The sequence below is a fragment of the Antrihabitans auranticaus genome, from assembly GCF_016481275.1.
Lineage (GTDB): Bacteria > Actinomycetota > Actinomycetes > Mycobacteriales > Mycobacteriaceae > Antrihabitans.
On sequence record NZ_JAEMNW010000001.1, the window covers coordinates 264,196 to 285,017 of the forward strand.

Consider the following 20,822-nt stretch of genomic DNA (forward strand, 5'->3'; position numbering starts at 1 on the left):
CGATCGACCTGCCGATTCGACTTCGAAAGCTATGAGGAGGGGCGAAACGCAATGTGCGGACTGCTCGGATTTCTGACGTCGAACGGAACGAGCGACGACGCCGTTGCGCAGGTCGATGCAGCCATGCACTGCCTGCGGCACCGCGGCCCTGACGAGCACGGCACGTGGCATGACGACGACATAGTGCTCGGCTTCAACCGCCTGTCGATCATCGACATCGAGCATTCGCATCAGCCGCTGCGCTGGGGTCCGCCATCCAACCCCGATCGGTACGCCCTCACCTTCAACGGTGAGATCTACAACTACCTCGAACTGCGCGCCGAACTGACGGAAAAGCACGGCGCACAGTTCCATACGGAGGGTGACAGCGAGGCGATCGTCGCAGCCTTACATCATTGGGGCCCGACGGCGGTCACGAGATTGCGCGGCATGTTCGCGTTCGCGATCTGGGATACCGAGACGCGGGAACTCTTCCTTGCGCGCGACCCCTTCGGCATCAAGCCGCTCTTCCTCGCGTCCGGGCCGAACGGCACGGCGTTCGGCAGTGAGAAGAAGAGCCTCCTCGAACTGGCACCGCTCATCGGGATCGGCACCGATCTCGACCCGCGCGCAATCGAGCACTACACGGTACTGCAGTACGTGCCCGAGCCCGAATCCCTGCACAAAGACATTCAGCGTCTCGAATCGGGCAGCTACGCCCACGTTCGACCTGGTGACACCCCAGAGGTGACGCGCTATTTCCAGCCGAAGTTCCGGGTCCGGCCGTTCGTCAAGGGCACAGAGGCCGCGCGCTACCGCGAGATCGCGGATGCGCTCGAAGATTCGGTCGCCAAGCACATGCGCGCGGACGTCACGGTCGGGTCTTTCCTGTCCGGCGGAATCGACTCCACGGCGATCGCCGCGCTGGCGATGCGGCACAACCCGAAACTCATCACCTTTACAACGGGTTTCGAGCGGGAGGGCTATTCGGAGGTCGACGTCGCAGCCGAATCCGCTGCAGCGATCGGCGCCCGCCACATCGTCAAGGTGGTCAGTCCCGAAGAGTTCGCAAACGCCATCCCCGAGATCGTCTGGTATCTCGACGACCCGGTCGCGGACCCCGCGCTCGTGCCGCTCTACTTCGTTGCCAAGGAAGCGCGCAAGCACGTGAAGGTCGTGCTGTCCGGTGAAGGCGCAGACGAGTTGTTCGGCGGATACACCATCTACCGGGAACCGCTGAGCCTCAAGCCGTTCGAGCGCCTCTCCCCCGGACTGCGCCGCACCGCCGCTCGGCTCTCGGACAAGATGCCGGAGGGCCGCCGCGGCAAAAGCTTGCTGAACCGCGGCTCGATGACGCTCGAGGAGCGCTACTACGGAAATGCCCGCAGCTTCAACGACGCCCAGTTGCGCAGGGTACTGCGCGACTTCCGGCCCGAGTGGACCCACACCGATGTCACCGCACCCATCTATGCGCGCTCGGAGGGCTGGGATCCGGTCACACGAATGCAGCACCTCGACCTCTACACCTGGCTGCGAGGGGACATCCTCGTCAAAGCCGACAAGATGACGATGGCGAACTCGCTCGAGCTGCGCGTGCCGTTCCTCGACCCCGAGGTGTTCGCGGTGGCCGAGCAGATCCCGCTCGAGCAGAAGATCACCAAGGACACCACGAAGTACGCCCTCCGCCAGGCACTCGAAGGCATCGTTCCCGGCCACGTACTGCACCGCGCGAAGCTGGGCTTCCCCGTGCCACTACGGCATTGGCTGCGCGGGCCGGAGCTGTTCGACTGGGCGCACCAGCAGATCGACGAATCGCAGACCGATCACCTGCTCGACAAGGCCGCCATCAAGAGCATGCTCGACGAGCACCGGGCAGGCACCACAGACGCCAGCCGGCGTCTGTGGACACTGCTCGTCTTCATGATCTGGCACGGCATCTTCGTCGAGAAGCGGATCGTGCCGAACATCCAAGAGCCCGAGTACGAGCTGGCACCTTAGCGGGACCGCAGCACGAACCGCTGGACCTTTCCACTAGGCGTCTTCGGCAAGCCGTCGACGAAGTGCACGGTCCGCGGGTAGGCGTGGGCCGCGAACTTCTTCTTGACGAGGGTCTGGAGTTCGGTTTCGAGTGCCGGCGTCCCCGCGTAACCGTCGCGAAGGACCACGAACGCTTCGAGCACCTCGCCGCGCAGCTCGTCGGGCATGCCGACCACTGCGGCCTCCGCTACCGAATCATGCAGTACCAGAACGCTTTCTACGTCGAACGGCCCGATGCGGTAGCCGGCCATGATGATCACGTCGTCGTCGCGCGCGGAAAAGAAGTAGAACCCTTCGTCGTTCACCATGCCGGCGTCGCCGGTGATGTACCAGCGCCCGTCCGCCGTGTAGCGCGACGCCGTCTTTTCGGGCGCGTCCAGGTAGCCGGAAAACCACAGCAGCGGACTGTTCGCACAGTCGATCGCGACCCGGCCCATCTTTCCGACCGGCGCGACGTCGTCGGAGCCGTCTTCGAGCACGCCCGTCGTCCAACCGGGCAGCGGTCGGCCCATCGATCCGGCCGGGACGTCGCGACCGACCTCGTCGTGCCAGCCGTTGGCGATGAACATGCCGTGCTCGGTCTGCCCGTAGTGGTCGCGGACCGCAACACCCAGCGTGTGCGCCGACCACGACACGACGTCGGGTGTGAGCGGCTCCCCCGCCGACGACGCGCGGCGCAGCGACACCGCCGGACTACCGCCCGCCGCGCGCAGGCTCCGATAGACGGTCGGGGCGGCCGCGAAGTTGGTGACGCCGAACCGCTCGATCACTTTCCAGGTGAGGTCGGCCGAGAAGCCGGCGTGCAGCAGGATGCTCCGCACGCCCGCGGCCAGCGGCGCGATGAGCGCGTAGTAGAGGCCGTATGCCCAGCCGGGGTCGGCGGCGTTCCAGAACACGTCGTCCTTGCGGACGTCCAACCCGAACTCCTGATACGCGTGGAACGACGCCAGCGCGCGGACCGGTACGGGCACGCCCTTCGGCGTTCCAGTGGTGCCGCTCGTGAAGATTTGCACCAATCGCGCGTCGGCTCCCATCGCCGCTGCCTCGAATTCCGGTGAACCGGCGGCGAGCAGGTCTGCGAATCGCAGCTCAGCGCCTGTCCCGGCACCCGCGGCGATAACCCGCCACGGCGCATCTGCGGGCATGTCCTCGCCCGGTTCGAGCTTGGGCAGCTGATCCGTGTCCGCGACGACGACCTTCGCGGCGCTGCTCTCGAGGCGGAACGCGATCGCCGGGGGCGCAAACGCGGTGAACAGCGGCACGTGGACCGCACCGAGACGCCAGATTCCGACCAGGGCGACGACCAACTCGGCCGACTTGCCCATCAGCGTCGCCACGTGGTCGCCGGGCTCGACGCCGAGGTCTGCCAGCGCGGAGGCGAAGCGAGTCGACTGCTCTTGCAGCTGACCGAACGTCAGGTCGGTCGAGGTCAGGTCGCTTTCGACGACCGTGAATGCGACGTCGGCGCTCGGGTGGCGGTCGCACAGCAGGTACGCCGCACAGGCGTCGGGGGTGTCGTACTGGGCAAGCAATTCACGCACACGTGCAGCCGTCATGTCGTCTCTCCTTCGATCGCCACGGGGTGTGGCTCGGGCTTCAAATGGGAAGCTCGCACTTTCAAATAGGATGTAGGTCACACCGGCCTGCCCACCACCCCCGGAAAGGGGTATCCCCTCGCCCACCCGACCGACCGCCCTGCTGCGACCACGAGACGGCGACGCGCTGCGCGCCGAGCTCCGGCTGATGGCTGCCCAGATCGATACCCCCGTCCTGTTCGGTGGCGAGGTACAGAACGGTCACCTCCAGCTGACTGAATTCGTGGGTACCTGGACGAGTGGCTTGAACGGTTTGGTCATCCCCCCACGCTCGGGTCTCGGCGGACGTGTGATGGACCAGTTGCGCGCGGCATCGGTTGCCGACTACGCCAACTCGTCGTCGATCACCCATCACTACGACGGCCCTGTTCTCGGCGAACGCATCCGTTCGGTGCTGGCCGTTCCGGTTGTCGTCGACGGCAAAGCCCGCGCGGTTCTCTACACGGCCGATCGCGGGACCACGCCCATCGGCGACCGTACGGCGGACCACGTGATCGGCGCGTGCCGTCGGCTGGCCACCGAGATCGCGATTCGCGACGAGGTCGACCGCCGGCTCCGCATGGTCGACGCGGCGGCGACGGAGCGAGCGGTCGACGGCGTACAGACCGAAGAACTCCGCGGGATTCATGCGGAGTTGCGCGGCATCGCGCAGGGCGTCGACGACGCCGGCCTGCAGCGGCGCCTGCGCGCAGTCAGCGAAAGGCTCGCGCGCTCGATCGCGGGTGATGTAGCTCCCGGGGGTGCTGTTGCGCTGTCGCCCCGCGAGCTGGACGTCCTTTCTCAGGTCGCACTTGGCTGTACCAATCAGCAAGCAGCGCAACGACTGTCGGTCGGACCGGAGACGGTGAAGAGTTATCTGCGCAGTGCGATGGCAAAGCTCGACGTGCGGTCGCGCAACGAGGCCGTCGTTGTTGCGCGGCGACTGGGACTACTGCCCTAGCGCCGACTTGCGCGGAAGTATCCGAGCAACGCCGGAGCACCGAAGACGGCGATCAAGCCCGCCGACCACAGCAGGGACCCGATGAGCGGACCCTGGACGGGTCCGCCGAGCGACAGGCCCTTCATCGCCTCGATCGTCAGCGACATGGGCTGATACTCCACGACCGGCTTGATCCACAGCGGGAACGCGAAGACCGGGACGAAGCCCGTGCTGAAGAACATCATCAGCGAGCTCAGCAGCGAAATCGCTTCGACGAGTGTTGCTTTCGCCGTGAAGACTGCCGCGGCGGTCACGAGAACCGAGAACGCGATGCCGAACATCAGCGGCACCAGGATGAACGCGACGGCAGGCAGAAAGCCCTGATCGAACCGGAAGCCGAGGGCGATGCCGGCGATGAGGAGCACGATCGTCGTCAACAGAATCCGCACACCCTCCGCGACGATTCGGGCCAGCAGCCCGGACGCGCGATGGACGGGCAGTACCCAGAAGCGAGCGAGCAGACCCGAATCCCGTTCGCGGCCGAGCGCGACCGCACCGGCCATGGAACCGGACATGACGCCGACGAGGGTCGTCATCGGCACAGTGCCGTAGAGGGCGTTGTAATCGGCGTACTTCGTGATCTGGTTGCCCAGCACGGTGTTCAGCATGATCAGCAGAAACGCTGGGAAGACCAGGGCCTGCAGGACGGTCAGCGGATCACGCGACCAGCGCAACAACAATCGCTGGGTCTGCACGAACGTGTGCGGGATGAGCACACCCAGCGCGTTCTCGCGATTTCTACGATGACGCGAGTGTGGCTTGTCGGGCACCGACTGCGTCTCGAGCGTGTGTTTGGCGACTCCGGGCTGCGCGGTCATCATGGCCTCCTCGATGTCACGTAAACCGCGAACGGCGCGAACACGACGACAAGCCCGATGACCCACGCGAGCGGTGGGCCCATTGTCGGCCAGTCGACGACTCCGGCGCCGTCCGTGGTGTCCCCGGCCAGCGCACGCATGCCGTACGCGAACTGTGAGACGGGCTGGTTTCGCACGAATCCTTCGATCCAGTCCGGGAATTGGCTGGCGGGCAGGAAGCCGGCGGACAACATGCCCAGGATCAACTGGGGCAACGTCAGCGACTGGGTGGTCGCTTCGGGGCTCTTCGACAGCGAACCGATGACGTCTGCGCCGAGCGAGAGCGCCGCGCCGACCGCGAGCGCGAACAAGAGGAAGCCGGCCGTATAGAGCGGGCCGTTCTCGAACCTGAACCCGATCACGTACCCGCAGACGATGGCCGCCGCGATCGAGATCACGCAGCGGTACATGTTCGCCGACATGCGCGCCGCGAGTGGTACGCCGGTACCGATCGGCATCGAGCCGAAACGCTTGTTGATGCCGTCGACCGTGTCCGTCGCCGCCCGGAAGGCCGCCGAGATCGCGCTGAATGCGAGTGCCTGCAGCACGATCATCGGCATCAGGAACTGCGCGAAGCTGCTCATGTGATGCGGCGGGTTGTCCTTGGGGAACGACATCACGAGGTTCAGCGGAATGTAGAAACCCACGGTGAAGACAACTGGGGTGAGAATCGCGGTGAACACCTCGCCGTTGCGCAACGTCGGCGTGATCAGTCGAACGGTCAGCACCCACCATTGGCGGAAAACCGAAGGATTCCGGTCGATCGTCATTGCCGTCACGATGCGTTCACCTCCTCCGGAACCTCGGCCGCATGCCCGGTCAGGCTGAGGAACACGTCGTCGAGCGATGGCCGCCGCAGCGCGATGTCGACGAGTTCGATCTGTTCCTGATCGAGGCGGCGCAGCGCCTCGGCCAGCGTCTTGGCGCCGTCCGGCGCGGGTACGGCGATCCGGTCGGAGCTGTCGGTGAGCGCCGCACGGTATTCGTCGGGCAGCAGCGAACCGAGCGCCGCGACGATCTGCGGAATGTCCTTGAGCCGTTGCGGCACGATCTCGCAATAGCTACCGCCGGTGCGCGCCTTCAGCTCGTCTGCCGTGCCTTCGGCGATGACGGTTCCGTGATCGATGACGATGATCCGGTCGCTCAACGCGTCGGCCTCCTCCAGATACTGGGTCGTCAGCAGTGTGGTGATGCCCAGGTTCTTGAAATTGGTGACGAGGTCCCACACCGCTTGGCGGCTGCGCGGATCGAGGCCGGTCGTCGGCTCGTCGAGGAAGACGACCTCGGGCCGGACGACCAGACCGCACGCGATGTCGATGCGCCGGCGCATACCGCCCGAGTAGGTCCCGACTCGACGGTCCGCAGCGCCGACGAGGTCGAATTCCTCCAGCAGCTCCTTGGCACGAGTCCGCGCGACGGATTTCCGCATACCGAGGAGGCGACCGAACATGAGGAGGTTCTCGTAGCCCGTGAGCAGGTCGTCGAGCGAGGCGTGCTGGCCGGTCAGCATGATCGACCGGCGCACGCCGGCGGGGTCGCTGACCACATCGTGACCGGCGACGATCGCCCTACCGCTGTCCGGACGCACCAGAGTCGACAAGATGCTGACCGTGGTCGTCTTGCCCGCACCGTTGGGTCCGAGCACGCCGAGGACCTCGCCCTTGGCGACCTGGAAGCTGATCCCGCGCAACGCATGGACCTCGCCGAACGACTTCTTGATCTCGTCGACTACGACGGACGGTTCTGATTCCCGCATGTGATTTTCTCCAACAGGTTCGGTGGTCGGGGGTCAGGACGCTTCGCGGACGGCCGAATCGGCGCGCAAGCGCCGATCCAGAACCGCTGCGATGTCCGCAAGGGCACTCGGTGTCGTCATGTCGTCGTGGCCGGCGTCGACATCGTGATTTTCGCGTTCGCCGGTGACGTAGGGCTGCCAGCTGTCGACAGCCGTACCTGACGCGTCGGGTTCGGCTGCCGCAGTGAAGAAGAGCAGGTCACCGTCGAATACCTCCGGATCATGTCGAGCGAGCATATGCGCGGATTGGTTGTAGGCAGCGGTCATTCGCACCAAATGTCCGGAGTCGACGAACCCCGCGCCGCCGATGCTGCTGCGCACGATCTCCGCAGCTTCCTCGGCGGTCAAGTTGGGCGGGATGTCGTCGAAGCCGAACACCTTGCCGAACTCTGCGAAGAACCCACCCACGTCCAGCGGTTCGGGCGCGGGCAGATCCCGTACGCCGAGATCGGCATCGAGCAGAGCCAGCAACGACACCGTCTCGCCGAGGCTCTGCAGCCGAGTCGCGACGGCCTGCGCGATGAAGCCACCGAGCGACCAGCCCAGGATGTTGTACGGACCGTGCGGCGCAACGGTTCGAATCGCGAGCACATAACGGTCGGCGAATGCCGCGATCGTTTCCGGACGTTCCTCGACGCCTTCTAGTTCCGGGCTCTGCAATCCGTAGATCGGGACATCCGGGTCGATCAACGCCGCGAGACCGGCGTAACTCCACGCCAGACCCGATGCGGGGTGGATGCAGAACAAGGGTGCGGCCGAGCCCGAGGTGCGGATCGGCAACAGCACCGCCAACGGCGAGGCTGCCGGTTCGGCCGCACCGTCGGAATGCCGGGCAATCCGGCGCGCGAGGGCTTCCACCGTCGGATCGTTGAAGATCCACATCACCGGAACATCCAATCCGACAGCAGATCCCACGACATCGACGAGCTTCGTCGCAATCAGGGACGTGCCGCCGAGATCGAAGAACGATTCGTCGATACCGACGGCGTCGAGTCCGAGCACCGCGGCGAACGCTGCCGCCACCGCTTCCTCGAGCGGCGTCCGTGGCGCGCGGACCGTCCGTGAGCGTGCGGAGAAGTCCGGCGCCGGAAGCGCTTTCGTGTCCAGTTTGCCGACCGGTGTGAGCGGAATCGACTCGAGGACGACGATCGCCGACGGCACCATGTAACCGGCGAGCGATTCCGCGATCTGGTCGCGGACCCGATCGACGTCGATTTCGACACCCGGTGCAGGCAAGATGTACGACACGAGAACGGTGGCACCGGTCGGTCCGGGCACGCCCATGGTCGTCGCGAACTCGACGTCCTCGACGGCCGTCAACGCGGCATCGATCTCGCCCAGTTCGATGCGGAAACCACGGATCTTGACCTGGAAGTCGTCGCGACCGATGTATTCCAGTTCACCATCGCCGTTCCAGCGGACCAGGTCACCCGTCCGGTACATCCGTTCGCCGCCGGAACCGAAGGGATTCGCGACGAACCTCCCGAACGTCAGGTCGGGCCTGTTGCGGTAACCCCGCGCCAGCGCCTCGCCCGCGAGGTACAACTCGCCGACCACGCCGACCGGCACCGGCCGCAACCAGGCATCCAGGACGAGCAGCGACGCCCCACGAATCGCCGTACCGATGGTGACCGGTGCGCCCGGCGCCATCGCACCGGTGCCGGTCGCCCAGATCGTGAATTCCGTCGGGCCGTACAGGTTGGCCATCGTCCGGTCGGATGCCCACCGAGCAACCAAGTCCTGCCCGACCGCCTCACCGGCCACGGTGAGCACGCGCAGGCACTCCAACCCAGCGGGTTCCATCGTCGACAGCGCTGCGGGGGTGATCACCATGTGCGAGACCTGCTCGGCGGCGATCAGGTTCGCCAGTTCGCGTCCGCCGAGTATCGACGGCGAGACCGCGACCAGTCGCGCACCCGACCCGTAGGCCATCAGCGCCTCGAAGGCAGACGCGTCGAAACTCGGCGACGCGAAGTGCAAGACCGCCGCGTCCGCGGTGATACCGAGCGAATCCCGCTGCGCGCGGACAAGATTTGCCAGCCCACGATGGGTGACGGCGACGCCCTTGGGCACACCGGTGGAGCCGGACGTGTAGATCAGCCACGCCGGCTGGTCGAAGAGCATGGGAGTTATTCGGTCCGAGTCGGTGATCGGATCGGATGATTCAGCCCACACTGCGGCGACGACCGCCGGATCGTCGAGCACCAGCCACTCGGTCGTGTCGGGCATCGGCTCTCGATGAGCCTCGACGGTGACCCCGACGACGGCGCGCGAGTCGTTCAGCATGTGCGCGATCCGGTCGGCCGGGTGCTTCGGGTCGACGGGCACGAATGCCGCGCCGGTCTTCGCAACCGCCCACATGGCGACAATCGATTCGACCGACCGCGTCAACGCCAGCGCGATGACCTTCTCAGGTCCGGCTCCCGCGGCGATGAGCAACCGGGCGAGCCGGTTGGACCGCTCGTCGAGTTCGGCATACGACACGTGCACGCCGTCCGCAGTCAGGGCGATTCCGGTCGGGTTTGCCGCCGCGGCTGCGGTGAACACCTCCGCGAGGGTGACGGGTTCGAGCGGCGCGTCCGTCGTCGGCGCGGTCAGCTGTGCCCGTTCTTCCGGCGAGAGTAGTTGCAGCGCGGCGGTGTTGACGTCGGGTCGGGTGGCGAACGCATCCAGAATCCGCGCCAGGCGATCTGCAAGTACCGCCACCGCGGCCCGGTCGAACACCGCGGCAAGCGATTTCAGCTCCAGCTTCAACTGCTCACCCGGCATCGTCAGCAGTGTGAGCGGATAGTGCGTGTCATCGAATGCCGCAACGTCACCGACCCGCATGCCGGCGATGTCCATCGTCTGCAGCAGTTCGTCCTGGTCTATCGGGTAGGACTCGAAGACCGTCACCGTGTCGAACAACGCGCCGACGCCCACCGCATGCTGAATCTCCGCGAGACCGACGTACTGGTGATCGAGCAATGCGGTCTGCTGACCTTGAATCCGATCCAGCAGGGCAGCAATCGATTCCGCCGGGTTCAACTTCACGCGCATCGGCAACGTGTTGATGAACAGCCCGAGCATCGATTCGACGCCCGCGATCTGCGCAGGCCTGCCGGAAACGGTAGTACCGAAGATCACGTCGTCCCGACCGGTCATGCCGGCGAGCAACACGCCCCACGCGGTCGACACGATCGTGCTGAGCGTGACGCCCTGCTCCCGCGAAAGCTCTGTCAGGGCCGTCGTTTCCGCGACAGGTAGTTCGATCGTCACGGCCACCGTTTCGGGCGTGTGCGCCTCGTTCGGATCGAGCGCAGGCGCAACCAGGGTCGGCTCGTCCACTCCCGCAAGCGCATTCGCCCATGCCGCATGAGAAGCGGGCCTGTCCTGCCTGCCGAGCCATGCGAGGAAGTCCCGGTACGACCGCACCGGCGGCAGCACCGACGCATCGGCATTCGCGGCATACAGCACGAACAGATCCTGGATCAGCAGCGGCATGGACCAGCCGTCGACGAGGATGTGGTGGCACGAGATCACCAGGCGGTAGGACTCCGCAGCTGTTCTGACGAGCCGCAACCGCAGAAGCGGCGGCTTCGACATATCGAACCGTTCTGCCCGGTCGAGTCCGAGCACGCGGTCGATCTCCGCAGGTTCCGCAGCGGTGCAGTCGTTGTGCCGCACGACGAGCCGAGCGTGCGGTAGCACCACCTGGACCGGGTCACCACCCCGGTCGAGGAAGGCGGTCCGCAGGTTCGGGTGCCGATCGATCAGTGCCTGCCCGGCGCGCTGCAGCCGGTCGGCGTCCACAGGACCCTCGAGATCGAGCACCATCGACACGGTGTACGGGTCCACGCTCTCACCTGCGAGGAGTGCATAGAACAGCAACCCGGCTTGCAGCGGCGCCAGCGACCACACATCCTCGAAGCCCGGGAATTGCTGCTCCCAGCCTTCGATTTCGGTCTGCGTCGTCGAAACGAGAGCAAGATCCGACGGCGTGAACCCACCGGCGTCCTCGGATGCGCTGTGTTCGGCCAGCGCCGCCAGCGCGTCTTCCCACAGTTGCGTCAGGGTTGCCACCTGCTCGGCGTCGAGCAGGCCCGCCGGGTAGCGGAAGGTTGCGGTCAGTTGCGGACCGTCGGCACCCTCCTCGGTGACCGCATCGATGGCGATGACGGCAGTAGCGGGCATCTCGTCGTCGTGCGTGCCGTCGAACGCCTCGCGACCGGTGACCGGCAGGAACGGTCCCTCGGGCAGGGCGCCACCGGTACGGCCGAGGTAGTTGAAGCTGATCTGGGGGGCACTCAGTTCGCGCAGGAGTGCACTCGTCGACCTGTTGACGTAGCGCAGCAGACCGAACCCGATGCCCTGATCGGGCACCGCGAGCAGCTGCTCCTTCACTCGCTTCACTGCGGCCCCAGCCGCCTGGCCGCCCGCGAAGGCCTCGTCGAGGTCGATGTCCGCGACGTCGAATCGGACAGGGAACACCGAGGTGAACCAGCCTGCCGTCCGCGAAAGATCGGCTCCGACAACCTCTTCCTGCCGGCCGTGCCCCTCGAGGCTGAGCAGCACCGAACCCGCAGCCGCCTCACCCCGCCAGCGCTCCACTGCCAGGGCGAGTGCCGCGAGCAACCCATCGTTGACGCCGCCGCGGAATTTCTCCGGCAGCGTCGTGAGGAGCCGATCCGTGACGTCGACAGGAATCCGGACTCGAATCTGCTCGACGGTCGACGCCGTGTCCAGTGCTGGATCGAGGCCGCGACTGCCGATCGTGGGATCGGGGCCGCCGAGAATGTGGTGCCACATGTCCAGTTCGGCAATCCGGGCATCGGAGTTGGCAACGTCGACGAGTCCGTGCGCCCACCGGCGCAGCGAGGTGCCGACCGGCGGCAGCACCGGTTGCTTGCCATCGACGACCTGCGCCCATGCCGAAACGAGGTCCGGTATCAGGGTGCGCCAGGTGACTCCGTCGACCGCGAGGTGGTGGATCACGAGCCACAGGCGCGGCTCGCCCTCGTAGCTGTCGGTCGGGTCGAACCAGACCGCCTGCACCATCCGGCCCTCGTCGGGCTCCAACTGATCGGCGGCAATCGAAAGTTCGCGCGCCGCAACGGTGTCGAAGTCGGTCTTACCGCTGACCCGAACACGGTGGATGATGCCGTCGGCGGCGACAGACCCCACCGGCAGCACCTCGAACGACCATTCGCCGTACTCGCGAACGAGCTTGGCGCGCAACGCGTCGTGATGATCGAGGACAGCCTGCAGTGTGGCCGCGATCGTCGCCCGCTTGATCCCGGTCGGCAGCGACAGCATGACGGCCTGGCTGAATCGATCGAAGCTCGCTTTCGAGTCGACGAGCCACGACACGATCGGCGTCAGCGGAACGGCGCCGACGCCACCACCCGGAAGTTCGTCGACGACGTCGATGCGGTGATCGGCATCGCCTCTGGCACCGGCGATCTCCGCGAGGCCGGCAACGGTCTTGCGTTCGAACACGTCACGGGGAGTGAAGTGGACACCCGCCGCCTTCGCCCGCGAGACCAGCTGAATCGACATGATGCTGTCCCCGCCGAGCGCGAAGAACGAATCGTTGACACCGACCTCGTCCATACCGAGGGTCTGGGCGAACAGCGCGCAGAGTTGCACCTCCATCTCGTTGGCCGGAGGGCGCGAGGCCGCACCGACCTTGACGAACGTCGGACGCGGCAACGCCTTTCGATCGAGCTTGCCGACCGGAGTCAACGGGATGAAGTCGAGAAACTCGATCGCCGTCGGCACCATGTAGGACGGCAACGACTTCCCCACCAGGTCGCGCAGCTCCTCGCCGTCGACCTCGGAATCCTTCGCCGCGAGCACGTAGGCAACGAGAACCGTAGCGCCGGTGGGACCTTCGACGCCGATCGTGGTCGCGAACTCGATACGCGGGTCGGCGGTCAGCGTCGCGTCGATCTCGCCGAGCTCGATCCGGAAACCGCGGACCTTCACCTGGAAATCGCTGCGGCCCAGGTACTCCAACGCACGAGAGTCGGTCCACCGGACCAAGTCCCCCGTGCGATACATGCGCGCACCGGGCGAACCGAACGGGTTGGCGACGAAACGGCCGCCTGTGAGGTCCGCGCGATTGTGGTAGCCACGCGCCAGGCTCGGGCCCGAGAGGTACAGCTCCCCCACGACGCCTGCCGGGACGGGTCGTAGCCAGGTGTCGAGGACGAGCGCGGTCGCGCCTCGAATCGGACCACCGATGTCGATCGGCTTGTCGGCCGCCATCGCGTCGGATCCTGTTGCCCAGATGGTGAATTCGGTCGGACCGTAGTGGTTGAGCATGGTGCGGCCCGTACTGTTTTCCCCTCGCTCCGCTCCACCGCCCGACCAGCGCGCGACCACCTCCTGCCCGACCGCCTCGCCGGCCACCGCGAGGAACCGCACACATTCGAGGTCCGCCGGATTGACCGTTGCCAGTGCCGCCGGCGTGATGATCATGTGCGATACCTCTTCGGTGGCGATCAGCTGCGCCAGATCGTCACCGCCGAGCACGGTCGGCGGCACGATGACCAGCCGGGCACCCGACCCGAATGCGAACAACGCCTCCGAGACCGACGCATCGAAGCTCGGCGACGCGAAGTGCAGGAATCGCGAGTCGGCGGTCACCGACATTTCGTCGTGTTGTGCACGAACGAGATTCGCGAGTCCGCGATGAGTTACCGTCACACCCTTCGGCACACCTGTCGATCCCGAGGTGTAGATCAGGTAAGCCGGATGATCGATGTGGAGCGGGTCGATTCGCTCGTCCGGAGTGACCGGCGCCGTGGATTCCTTGGCCAGCAGCCGGGACGTCCACGGATCGTCGAGTTCGAGCCAGTCGAGCTGACCTGGCAGACCTGCCCTGATTTCCGCCGTCGTCACGCCGACCACAGCGCCGGAATCGGTGAGCATGTGGACGATGCGATCTTCCGGATGCTTCGGATCGATCGGCACGAACGCGGCACCCGTCTTGGCCACTGCCCACACCGTCGACACGGACTCGATCGACCTCGTCAACGCGACGGCCACGAAGGTCTCGGACCGGGCGCCCGACCGGATGAGCACCCGGGCAAGCTGATTGGACCGCTCGTCGAGTTCGCGGTAGGTCACCGATGTGCCTTCGAAACGCAGCGCGACGGCGTCAGGATCGAGTGCGGCTGCGTCGGTGAGGATTTCGGGCAGCGTGCGCAACGGAAGCGCTTCCGGCCCCGACATCGAGGTCAGCTCAGCACGCACCACCGGCTCGCAGGGCTCGATCACCGCGACGCGGGTATCGGGCGCGGTCGCCATGAGATTCAGGTAACGCACGCACCGCGCGACGAGTTCCTTGGCACCCGCATCGTCGATGGCCGCTGTCAGGTACTTGAGCGTGACCGTCAAAGACTGACCCGGAATGACCATGACGCTCAACGGATATGGCGTTGCGTCCGAACCGTCGGCATCGAGCACTCGCATGCCGGCGATGTCGAGCGATTGGGCGAGCGCCTTGCGGTCGACGGGATAGGACTCGTAGACCGTCAGCGTGTCGAACAACTCGTGCAGACCGACCGCCTGATGGATCTGCGACAACCCGACGTGCTGGTGATCGAGTAGTGAACTTTGCTCGATCTGGATGCGGGTGAGCAACTGCGCCAACGTTTCCGCGGGATCGAGCGCCACACGGACCGGGAGCGTGTTGATGAACAGACCCAGCATCTGCTCGACGCCCGCGAGCTGCGGGGGCCGCCCGGAGACGGTGCCGCCGAACACGACATCGGTGCGGCCGGTCAGCGTTGCGAGCACCATCGCCCACGCCGCCTGCACCGCGGTGTTCATCGTGACGCCGTATTCGCGCATCCGTGCAGTGAGCGCGGCAGTCGTCTGCGCACCGAGCCCGAGACTCGTTGCGCCCGCCTCGGAAGTGGCGACGAGGTGGTCGGTCGACATCACTCTCGTGGCGGAGTCCACGCCGGCGAGCGCGTCCTTCCATACGGCGAGGCTCGCAGCCTGATCCTGCTTGCCGAGCCACGCCAGATACTCCTTGTAGGAGCGGGCGGGCGCAATTTGGCCGACACCTTCGAACGCCGCGTACAGGCCGAGCAGTTCCTGCACCAGCAGCGGTGTGGACCAGCCGTCGAGCAGAATATGGTGACCGGTCATGACCAGCCGGTAGCGATCGGCAGCGGTGCGAATCAGCATGAACCGCAACAGCGGTGGCGTCGCCGTGTCGAAACGCGTGGTGCGATCCTCTGCGAGGAGTCGCTCGATCTCCGCGGCGCCCAGCTCCTCGTCGAGATCGCTCAGGTCGACCGATCGCCAGAGCACCGCGACGTCACCGAGCACGATCTGGCGCGGTCCGTTCGGAGTCTCGAGGAACGCCACTCGCAGATTGTCGTGCCGGTCGAGCAGAGCCTGTGCTGCCGCTCGCAGCCGTTCCTGATCGACGGTGCCGGCCAAGGTCAGGATCGACTGGTCCGTGTACTCGTCGGTGCTGCCCGCGGCGAACACCGCGTGAAAGAGCATGCCGGTCTGCAGCGGTGACAACGGCCAGACATCGGCGAGCGACGGGTAGGCCCGCTCCCACAGTTCGATCTCGGGCTGGCTCGTCGGCACCAGGTCGAAGTCCGATGGCGTGTGACCGCCCGCATGCGGCGACTTGGCATGGGCTGCAACGCCACCCAGTGCCACCATCCACAGGTCGACGAGCTGACGCACGTCTGCCTCGCTCAGCACACCGGTCGCATAGGTCCAGGTGACAGCGATGTGCTGCCCATCGGGTCCGTCCTCGACGAGCGCGTCGACCTCGATCGCCGCCCGCAGCGGCAACAGCGAGTCGCGAACGCTGACAAAGGAGGTCGGCCGCCACGCACCCTTGGTACCCAGTCCGGTCCGGCCGAAGTACCCGAAGCTGATCTGCGGCAACGGTCCTGCCGCCAGGTCTGCACCTGTATCGGCATCGGCAGCGCCATCGGCATCAGCATGGGTATAGCGCAGCAGGCCGTAGTTCAGGCCCTCGTCCCGAACTGCTCGCAACTGTTCCTTGATCTGCTTCAAGGCGATTCCGGCGTGCCTGCCGCCAGTGAAGGCGTCGTCGAGATTGACCTCCGCCAGGCTCAACCCGGCGGGGTGCGCTGTAGCGAAGGCCCCGACGGTACGTGCCATGTCGGCGCCGACACCGTCCAGCGCGTGGCGTCCGCCGCCGGAAACGGACACGAGCAGCGAATCGCATACCACGCCGCGCTCCCGCCGGAACCGGCTGACCGCCATCGCGAGTGCGGTGATCAGGCCATGCGACGGATCGCTGTGGAAGCGGTCGGCGAGGACATGGATCAAGGTACGTGTGAGGGCCGACGGCACCGAGACATGCACCTGAGCCGACGCTTCGACGACGTCGATCCCCGGATCGAACGCGCGAACGCCGAGCACAGGGTCGGGCGTCTGCAGTACCCGCCGCCAGGTATCGAGCTCCAGAAGCCGTTCGGCCACAGCAGCTTCCGAGCTTATCGCGTGCGACCAAGCCCGCAACGACGTACCACCGGCTGCCAACTCCGGTTGCGCGCCGGTGCTGATCTTGTTCCACGCCGCTGCCAGATCGCCGACCACGCTGCGCCAGGAATCGAAATCGATGACCAGCCTGTGGATGACGAGCCAGAGCAAGCCCGTCCGATCGTCCTCCGGATCGAGCCAGACCGCCTGCGTCACCGCACCCGCGGTCGGGTCGAGTCGACCGGTCGCGGCATCCAGTTCACGCTGCGCGAGCAGGCGCATGTCCTCGCCCGGTGCCGCACGAACGTGGTGGAGTATCGCGGCTGCGCTCACCGAACCGACCGGGCCGACGTCGAGCATCCAGTCGTCGAATTCGCCTTCGTAGCATTCGGTTTCCTGCTCGGTGCCCGAAACGATGACACGCATTGCGGCGCGCAGCATGTCGTGCCGATCCAGCACGGCCTGCAGGGCTGCGGTCAACTTTTCCGCATCCACGTCGGCGGGCAGCTGCAGCAGAACCGCCTGTGCGTCGCGGTCGAACGGTGCGTCGCGGGACAGCATTTCGAGCGCATTCGGTGTCAGCGCAAGATGACCCACCGCGCCACCCGGCAGCTCCTTGAGTCGACCAGCTGCTTCACCGAGGTCCGTCGCCACCGCGGCAAGGCCGGCAACTGTCTTGAGCTCGAACACATCTCGTGCCGTGAATCCCAAACCTGCTGTCTTGGCGCGCGATACGAGCTGGATCGACACGATACTGTCGCCGCCGAGTGCGAAGAAGCTCTCGTCGACACCGACCGTCTCGACACCGAGGACCTCGGCGAACAGCTTCGCGATCGCATGCTCGCGCGGTGTGGACGGCGCACGTCCGAGACCGCCCGTCGGTGCGAATATCGGCTCCGGCAGAGCTTTTCGGTCCACCTTGCCCGAAGGGCTCAGCGGGACCGTGTCGAGCACCATGATGACCGACGGCACCATGTAGGAGGGCAAGAATTCTTCGACGAAATGCTTCACGGCCACCGTGTCGACCTTGGCGTCGGGGACCGCGCTCACGTACGAGACCAGTACGGTCGCACCCGCGGGCGTCTTCGCACCTACTGTCACCGCAAAGTCCACCGAGGCGTGCTGCGCGAGAGCGGAGTCGATTTCACCAAGCTCGATCCGGAAACCGCGGATCTTGACCTGGAAGTCGGTGCGTCCGACGAACTCCAGATTCAAGTCTGCGCCGATCCCCCTCGCTCCGCTCGGCCGTTCCGTCCAGCGGACGACGTCCCCGGTGCGATACATCCGCTCCCCCGGCTCGCCGTACGGGTTCGCGACGAACCGGGATGCCGTGGTGGCGAACAGATTCGCGTAGCCACGCGCAAGTCCCGGACCGGCAAGGTAGAGCTCGCCACCGGCGCCGACCGGCACAGGCTGCATCCAGCGGTCCAGCACGACGGCGCGCACTCCGCGCAGCGGCCCACCGATGGTGACCGGCTCGCCGGGCAGCAGGACCGCCGAGGTTGCCGTGATGGTCGCTTCGGTCGGTCCGTAACCGTTCGTCATCCGGCGTGTCATGGCCCAGCGCGCGACCAACTCCGGCGGGCAGACGTCACCACCCACGACGACAGCCTCGATGTCGGGCAGCACCGCCGCATCGAGGGACGACAGCATCGCCGGTGCGACGTCGAGATGGGTCACCCTTTCCGCGCTGAGTACGTTGCTCAGCTCCTCGCCGCCGATGATGCCCGGCGGAACGATCACCAGCGTGGCGCCGGTTCCGAACGTCACGAGCAACTGCTCGACCGACGCATCGAAACTCGGCGAATAGGCGTAGGAGATACGGGATTCCGGGGAGACACGCAGGTCGGAACGGCGGTCGTCGATGAGGTTCGCAAGGCCACGGTGCGTGACGAACACACCCTTCGGCAGCCCCGTCGATCCCGAGGTGTAGATGACGTATGCGGGGTTGCCGACCCGCACCGGCGCACGGCGGTCGGCGTCGGTGATCGGCTCGCTCGATAGTTCGGCGACGAGTTCTTCGGTCGCCGGATCGTCGAGCACGACCCAGCTCAGGTGATCCGGCAGTACGGCCTGCGACGCGGTCACCGTGATGCCGACGACAACGCCGGAATCTGTGATCATGTGCTCGATACGGTCGGCCGGGTAGGTCGGGTCGACGGGTACGAACGCAGCACCGGACTTGGCCACAGCCCATACCGACAGCACGGACTCGATCGATCGCGAAACAGCGATGGCGACTGTGGATTCCGGTCCGGCGCCGCCCGCGATGAGCAGTCGCGCCAGCCGCGACGACCGTTCGTCGAACTCTCGGTAGGTCATGCCCCGATCGCCCTGCGACAGCGCCTGACCGTCCGGATTCGCCGCGACACCGGCTGCGAGAACCGCCGGGAGGGTGCGCTCTTCGAGGTCCGCCGGACCGCGCACGGGAAGGAGCGTCTCGCGCTCCTCATCGTCGAGTAGCGGCAGCGACGACAGCAGGCAGTCCGGTCCGCCGGCGAGGAAGCGTTCGAGATAGGCGAGGAAGCGACCGTGCTGGCGGCGCAGGTCGTCGTCGGTGTACAGGTTCGGGTTGGCCTGGAAGTCGATGTGCGTACGTTCCTCGCCCGCTGCGGGATACACGTTGACGAACAGGTCTTCCATGAGGCCGGAGGTGAGGACGTTCAGCCGGCCGACCACCGAGCCGAGAGAGATGTTGTCGAACATCATGATGTTGACCGACGGACCGAACGACGCGGCCTCGTCGGGTGCGTAGCCGAGATCCCGGAAGATGTCTTCCTGCCGATACCGCTGCCGGCGCAACGCGCCGGTGAGTTCCAACTGAGCGGACCGGATCAGCTCCCCGACCGTGGAATGCGAGCCGATCGTCAGGCGCAACGGGACGACGTTCGCGACCATGCCGCCGGAACGGCGCAGCACCGCGGTCGTGCGCGCGGATACCGGCAGGCTCAGCATCACATCGTCGGTACCGGTCATCCGGCCGAGGAACGCACCGAAGGCCGCGACGATCACCGGTGCAATGCTGGCGCCGCCGCCGCTGGCGACCGACTCGAGCAGATCGGCCGTGTGGTCGGGCAGGCCCGCACTGAACAGGCGGGGGTGCGCGTTCGGCGGGGCGGTCCGACCGGCGAGGCTGACTGCCTGCGGCGCGCCGGCGAGATGCTCGGCCCAATATTCCTTGTCGTTTCCGAACCGGTCCGATCCGCGGTATTGCATGTCGGAGGCCACGATTGCGGCCAGGTCCTCGGCGCGACTCGCGGGCTGGGGGGCACCCGCGACCGCAGCGCTGTACAACTCGGCGGTTCGTTGCACGAGCGTCATCGCCGCAAAACCGTCGAGCGCGATGTGGTGGATGCGCGTGTACCAGAAATAGTGGTCGTCCCCGAGTCGCAGCACCGTCGAGTTGACGAGGCGATCCCGCAGCAGATTGAGCGGGGCGGTGAACTCCGCCCGCATCCACTCCTTGGCTGCCGCAATCGGATCCGGCGTGGCTTGCGCCAGATCGAGGTACTTGGGCTTGGCGTCGAGCGTCCCGTCGACCATCTGGAACGGCACGCCGTCGACCTCGATCAGCCGCAGGAAGCCGGACCCGAACTCCTTACCCGACTGCACACATGCGTTTTCCAGCGCCTCGATATCGAGCGCACCGACGATCTCCACGTACTGCGCGATCGAGATCGGCGCCGAGCCCGCAAGGTGCTGGGCAAACCAGATCCCGCGCTGGGCGGCCGAAAGCGGAAAAGCTCCCGGTGGCACACCGGGTAATAGCTCCGTCGGTGAGGTTGATCGCTGCTGCATGTCTTCTCTCATTCGAACTCCAAGTCAAAACTCGGACAGAAAAACGCACTCTCTTGCAATCTCGTCCGGTTCCGCCTGTTGCGACACCAACCCCAGTGCTGGCACCGCGAACCCGAGGGGTGAGGGATTCCCACCCAAAGGGTCCGCGGTCGGGCTGCCTGGTAGGGCCTACTCTGCCCCGATCCGGGCACGTTGTCATCGGTTTGCAGGTGTGTACGGTCGGCGGGATTTCTGCGCCGTTGTGGCTGTTGTCGCTGAAACTACTTCGGCCGCAACCAGCCGTGAGTGGATATGATCTAGATCACATGTGCGAT

Annotated in this window: 7 protein-coding genes; 2 read left to right on the forward strand and 5 right to left on the reverse strand. The window is 66.1% G+C overall.

Annotated elements, in window-relative coordinates:
- Positions 1-51 precede the first annotated feature (51 nt).
- Positions 52-1,977, forward strand: coding sequence for an asparagine synthase (glutamine-hydrolyzing) (asnB, locus tag JGU72_RS01115; RefSeq protein ID WP_199681917.1), 1,926 nt, complete (start codon positions 52-54; stop codon positions 1,975-1,977).
- Here asnB and JGU72_RS01120 read toward each other — a convergent pair.
- On the reverse strand, positions 1,974-3,572 hold the full coding sequence (locus JGU72_RS01120; protein ID WP_199681918.1) for an AMP-binding protein: 1,599 nt from the start codon (positions 3,570-3,572) through the stop codon (positions 1,974-1,976). The genes asnB and JGU72_RS01120 overlap by 4 nt on opposite strands.
- A 187-nt stretch (positions 3,573-3,759) precedes the next feature.
- Here JGU72_RS01120 and JGU72_RS01125 point away from each other — a divergent pair, with 187 nt between their 5' ends.
- Positions 3,760-4,551, forward strand: coding sequence for a LuxR C-terminal-related transcriptional regulator (locus tag JGU72_RS01125; protein ID WP_199681919.1), 792 nt, complete (start codon positions 3,760-3,762; stop codon positions 4,549-4,551).
- Here JGU72_RS01125 and JGU72_RS01130 read toward each other — a convergent pair.
- From JGU72_RS01130 to JGU72_RS01145, 4 genes are read right to left on the reverse strand one after another with little or no spacing between them, the layout of a single operon-like run.
- Positions 4,548-5,408: an ABC transporter permease gene (locus JGU72_RS01130; protein ID WP_199681920.1), complete on the reverse strand. Its 861-nt coding sequence runs from the start codon at positions 5,406-5,408 to the stop codon at positions 4,548-4,550. The genes JGU72_RS01125 and JGU72_RS01130 overlap by 4 nt on opposite strands.
- Positions 5,408-6,217, reverse strand: a complete 810-nt coding sequence (locus JGU72_RS01135) for an ABC transporter permease (RefSeq protein WP_199683124.1) — start codon at positions 6,215-6,217, stop codon at positions 5,408-5,410. The genes JGU72_RS01130 and JGU72_RS01135 overlap by 1 nt, the downstream gene beginning before the upstream one ends.
- Positions 6,218-6,222: 5 nt before the next feature.
- The gene (locus JGU72_RS01140; RefSeq protein WP_199681921.1) at positions 6,223-7,203 is read right to left on the reverse strand and encodes an ATP-binding cassette domain-containing protein; all 981 of its coding nucleotides are present in this window, start codon (positions 7,201-7,203) and stop codon (positions 6,223-6,225) included.
- Positions 7,204-7,236: 33 nt separating this feature from the next.
- On the reverse strand, positions 7,237-20,508 hold the full coding sequence (locus JGU72_RS01145; protein ID WP_199681922.1) for a non-ribosomal peptide synthetase: 13,272 nt from the start codon (positions 20,506-20,508) through the stop codon (positions 7,237-7,239).
- Positions 20,509-20,822: the final 314 nt, after the last annotated feature.

Excerpts from the sequence above, each read along its gene's own strand:
- JGU72_RS01135 (WP_199683124.1), bottom strand. The coding sequence starts at position 6,217 with ATGACGATCGACCGGAATCCTTCGGTTTTCCGCCAATGGTGGGTGCTG.
- JGU72_RS01140 (WP_199681921.1), bottom strand. The coding sequence starts at position 7,203 with ATGCGGGAATCAGAACCGTCCGTCGTAGTCGACGAGATCAAGAAGTCG.
- JGU72_RS01125 (WP_199681919.1), top strand. The coding sequence starts at position 3,760 with ATGGCTGCCCAGATCGATACCCCCGTCCTGTTCGGTGGCGAGGTACAG.
- asnB (WP_199681917.1), top strand. The coding sequence starts at position 52 with ATGTGCGGACTGCTCGGATTTCTGACGTCGAACGGAACGAGCGACGAC.
- JGU72_RS01130 (WP_199681920.1), bottom strand. The coding sequence starts at position 5,408 with ATGACCGCGCAGCCCGGAGTCGCCAAACACACGCTCGAGACGCAGTCG.
- JGU72_RS01145 (WP_199681922.1), bottom strand. The coding sequence starts at position 20,508 with ATGCAGCAGCGATCAACCTCACCGACGGAGCTATTACCCGGTGTGCCA.
- JGU72_RS01120 (WP_199681918.1), bottom strand. The coding sequence starts at position 3,572 with ATGACGGCTGCACGTGTGCGTGAATTGCTTGCCCAGTACGACACCCCC.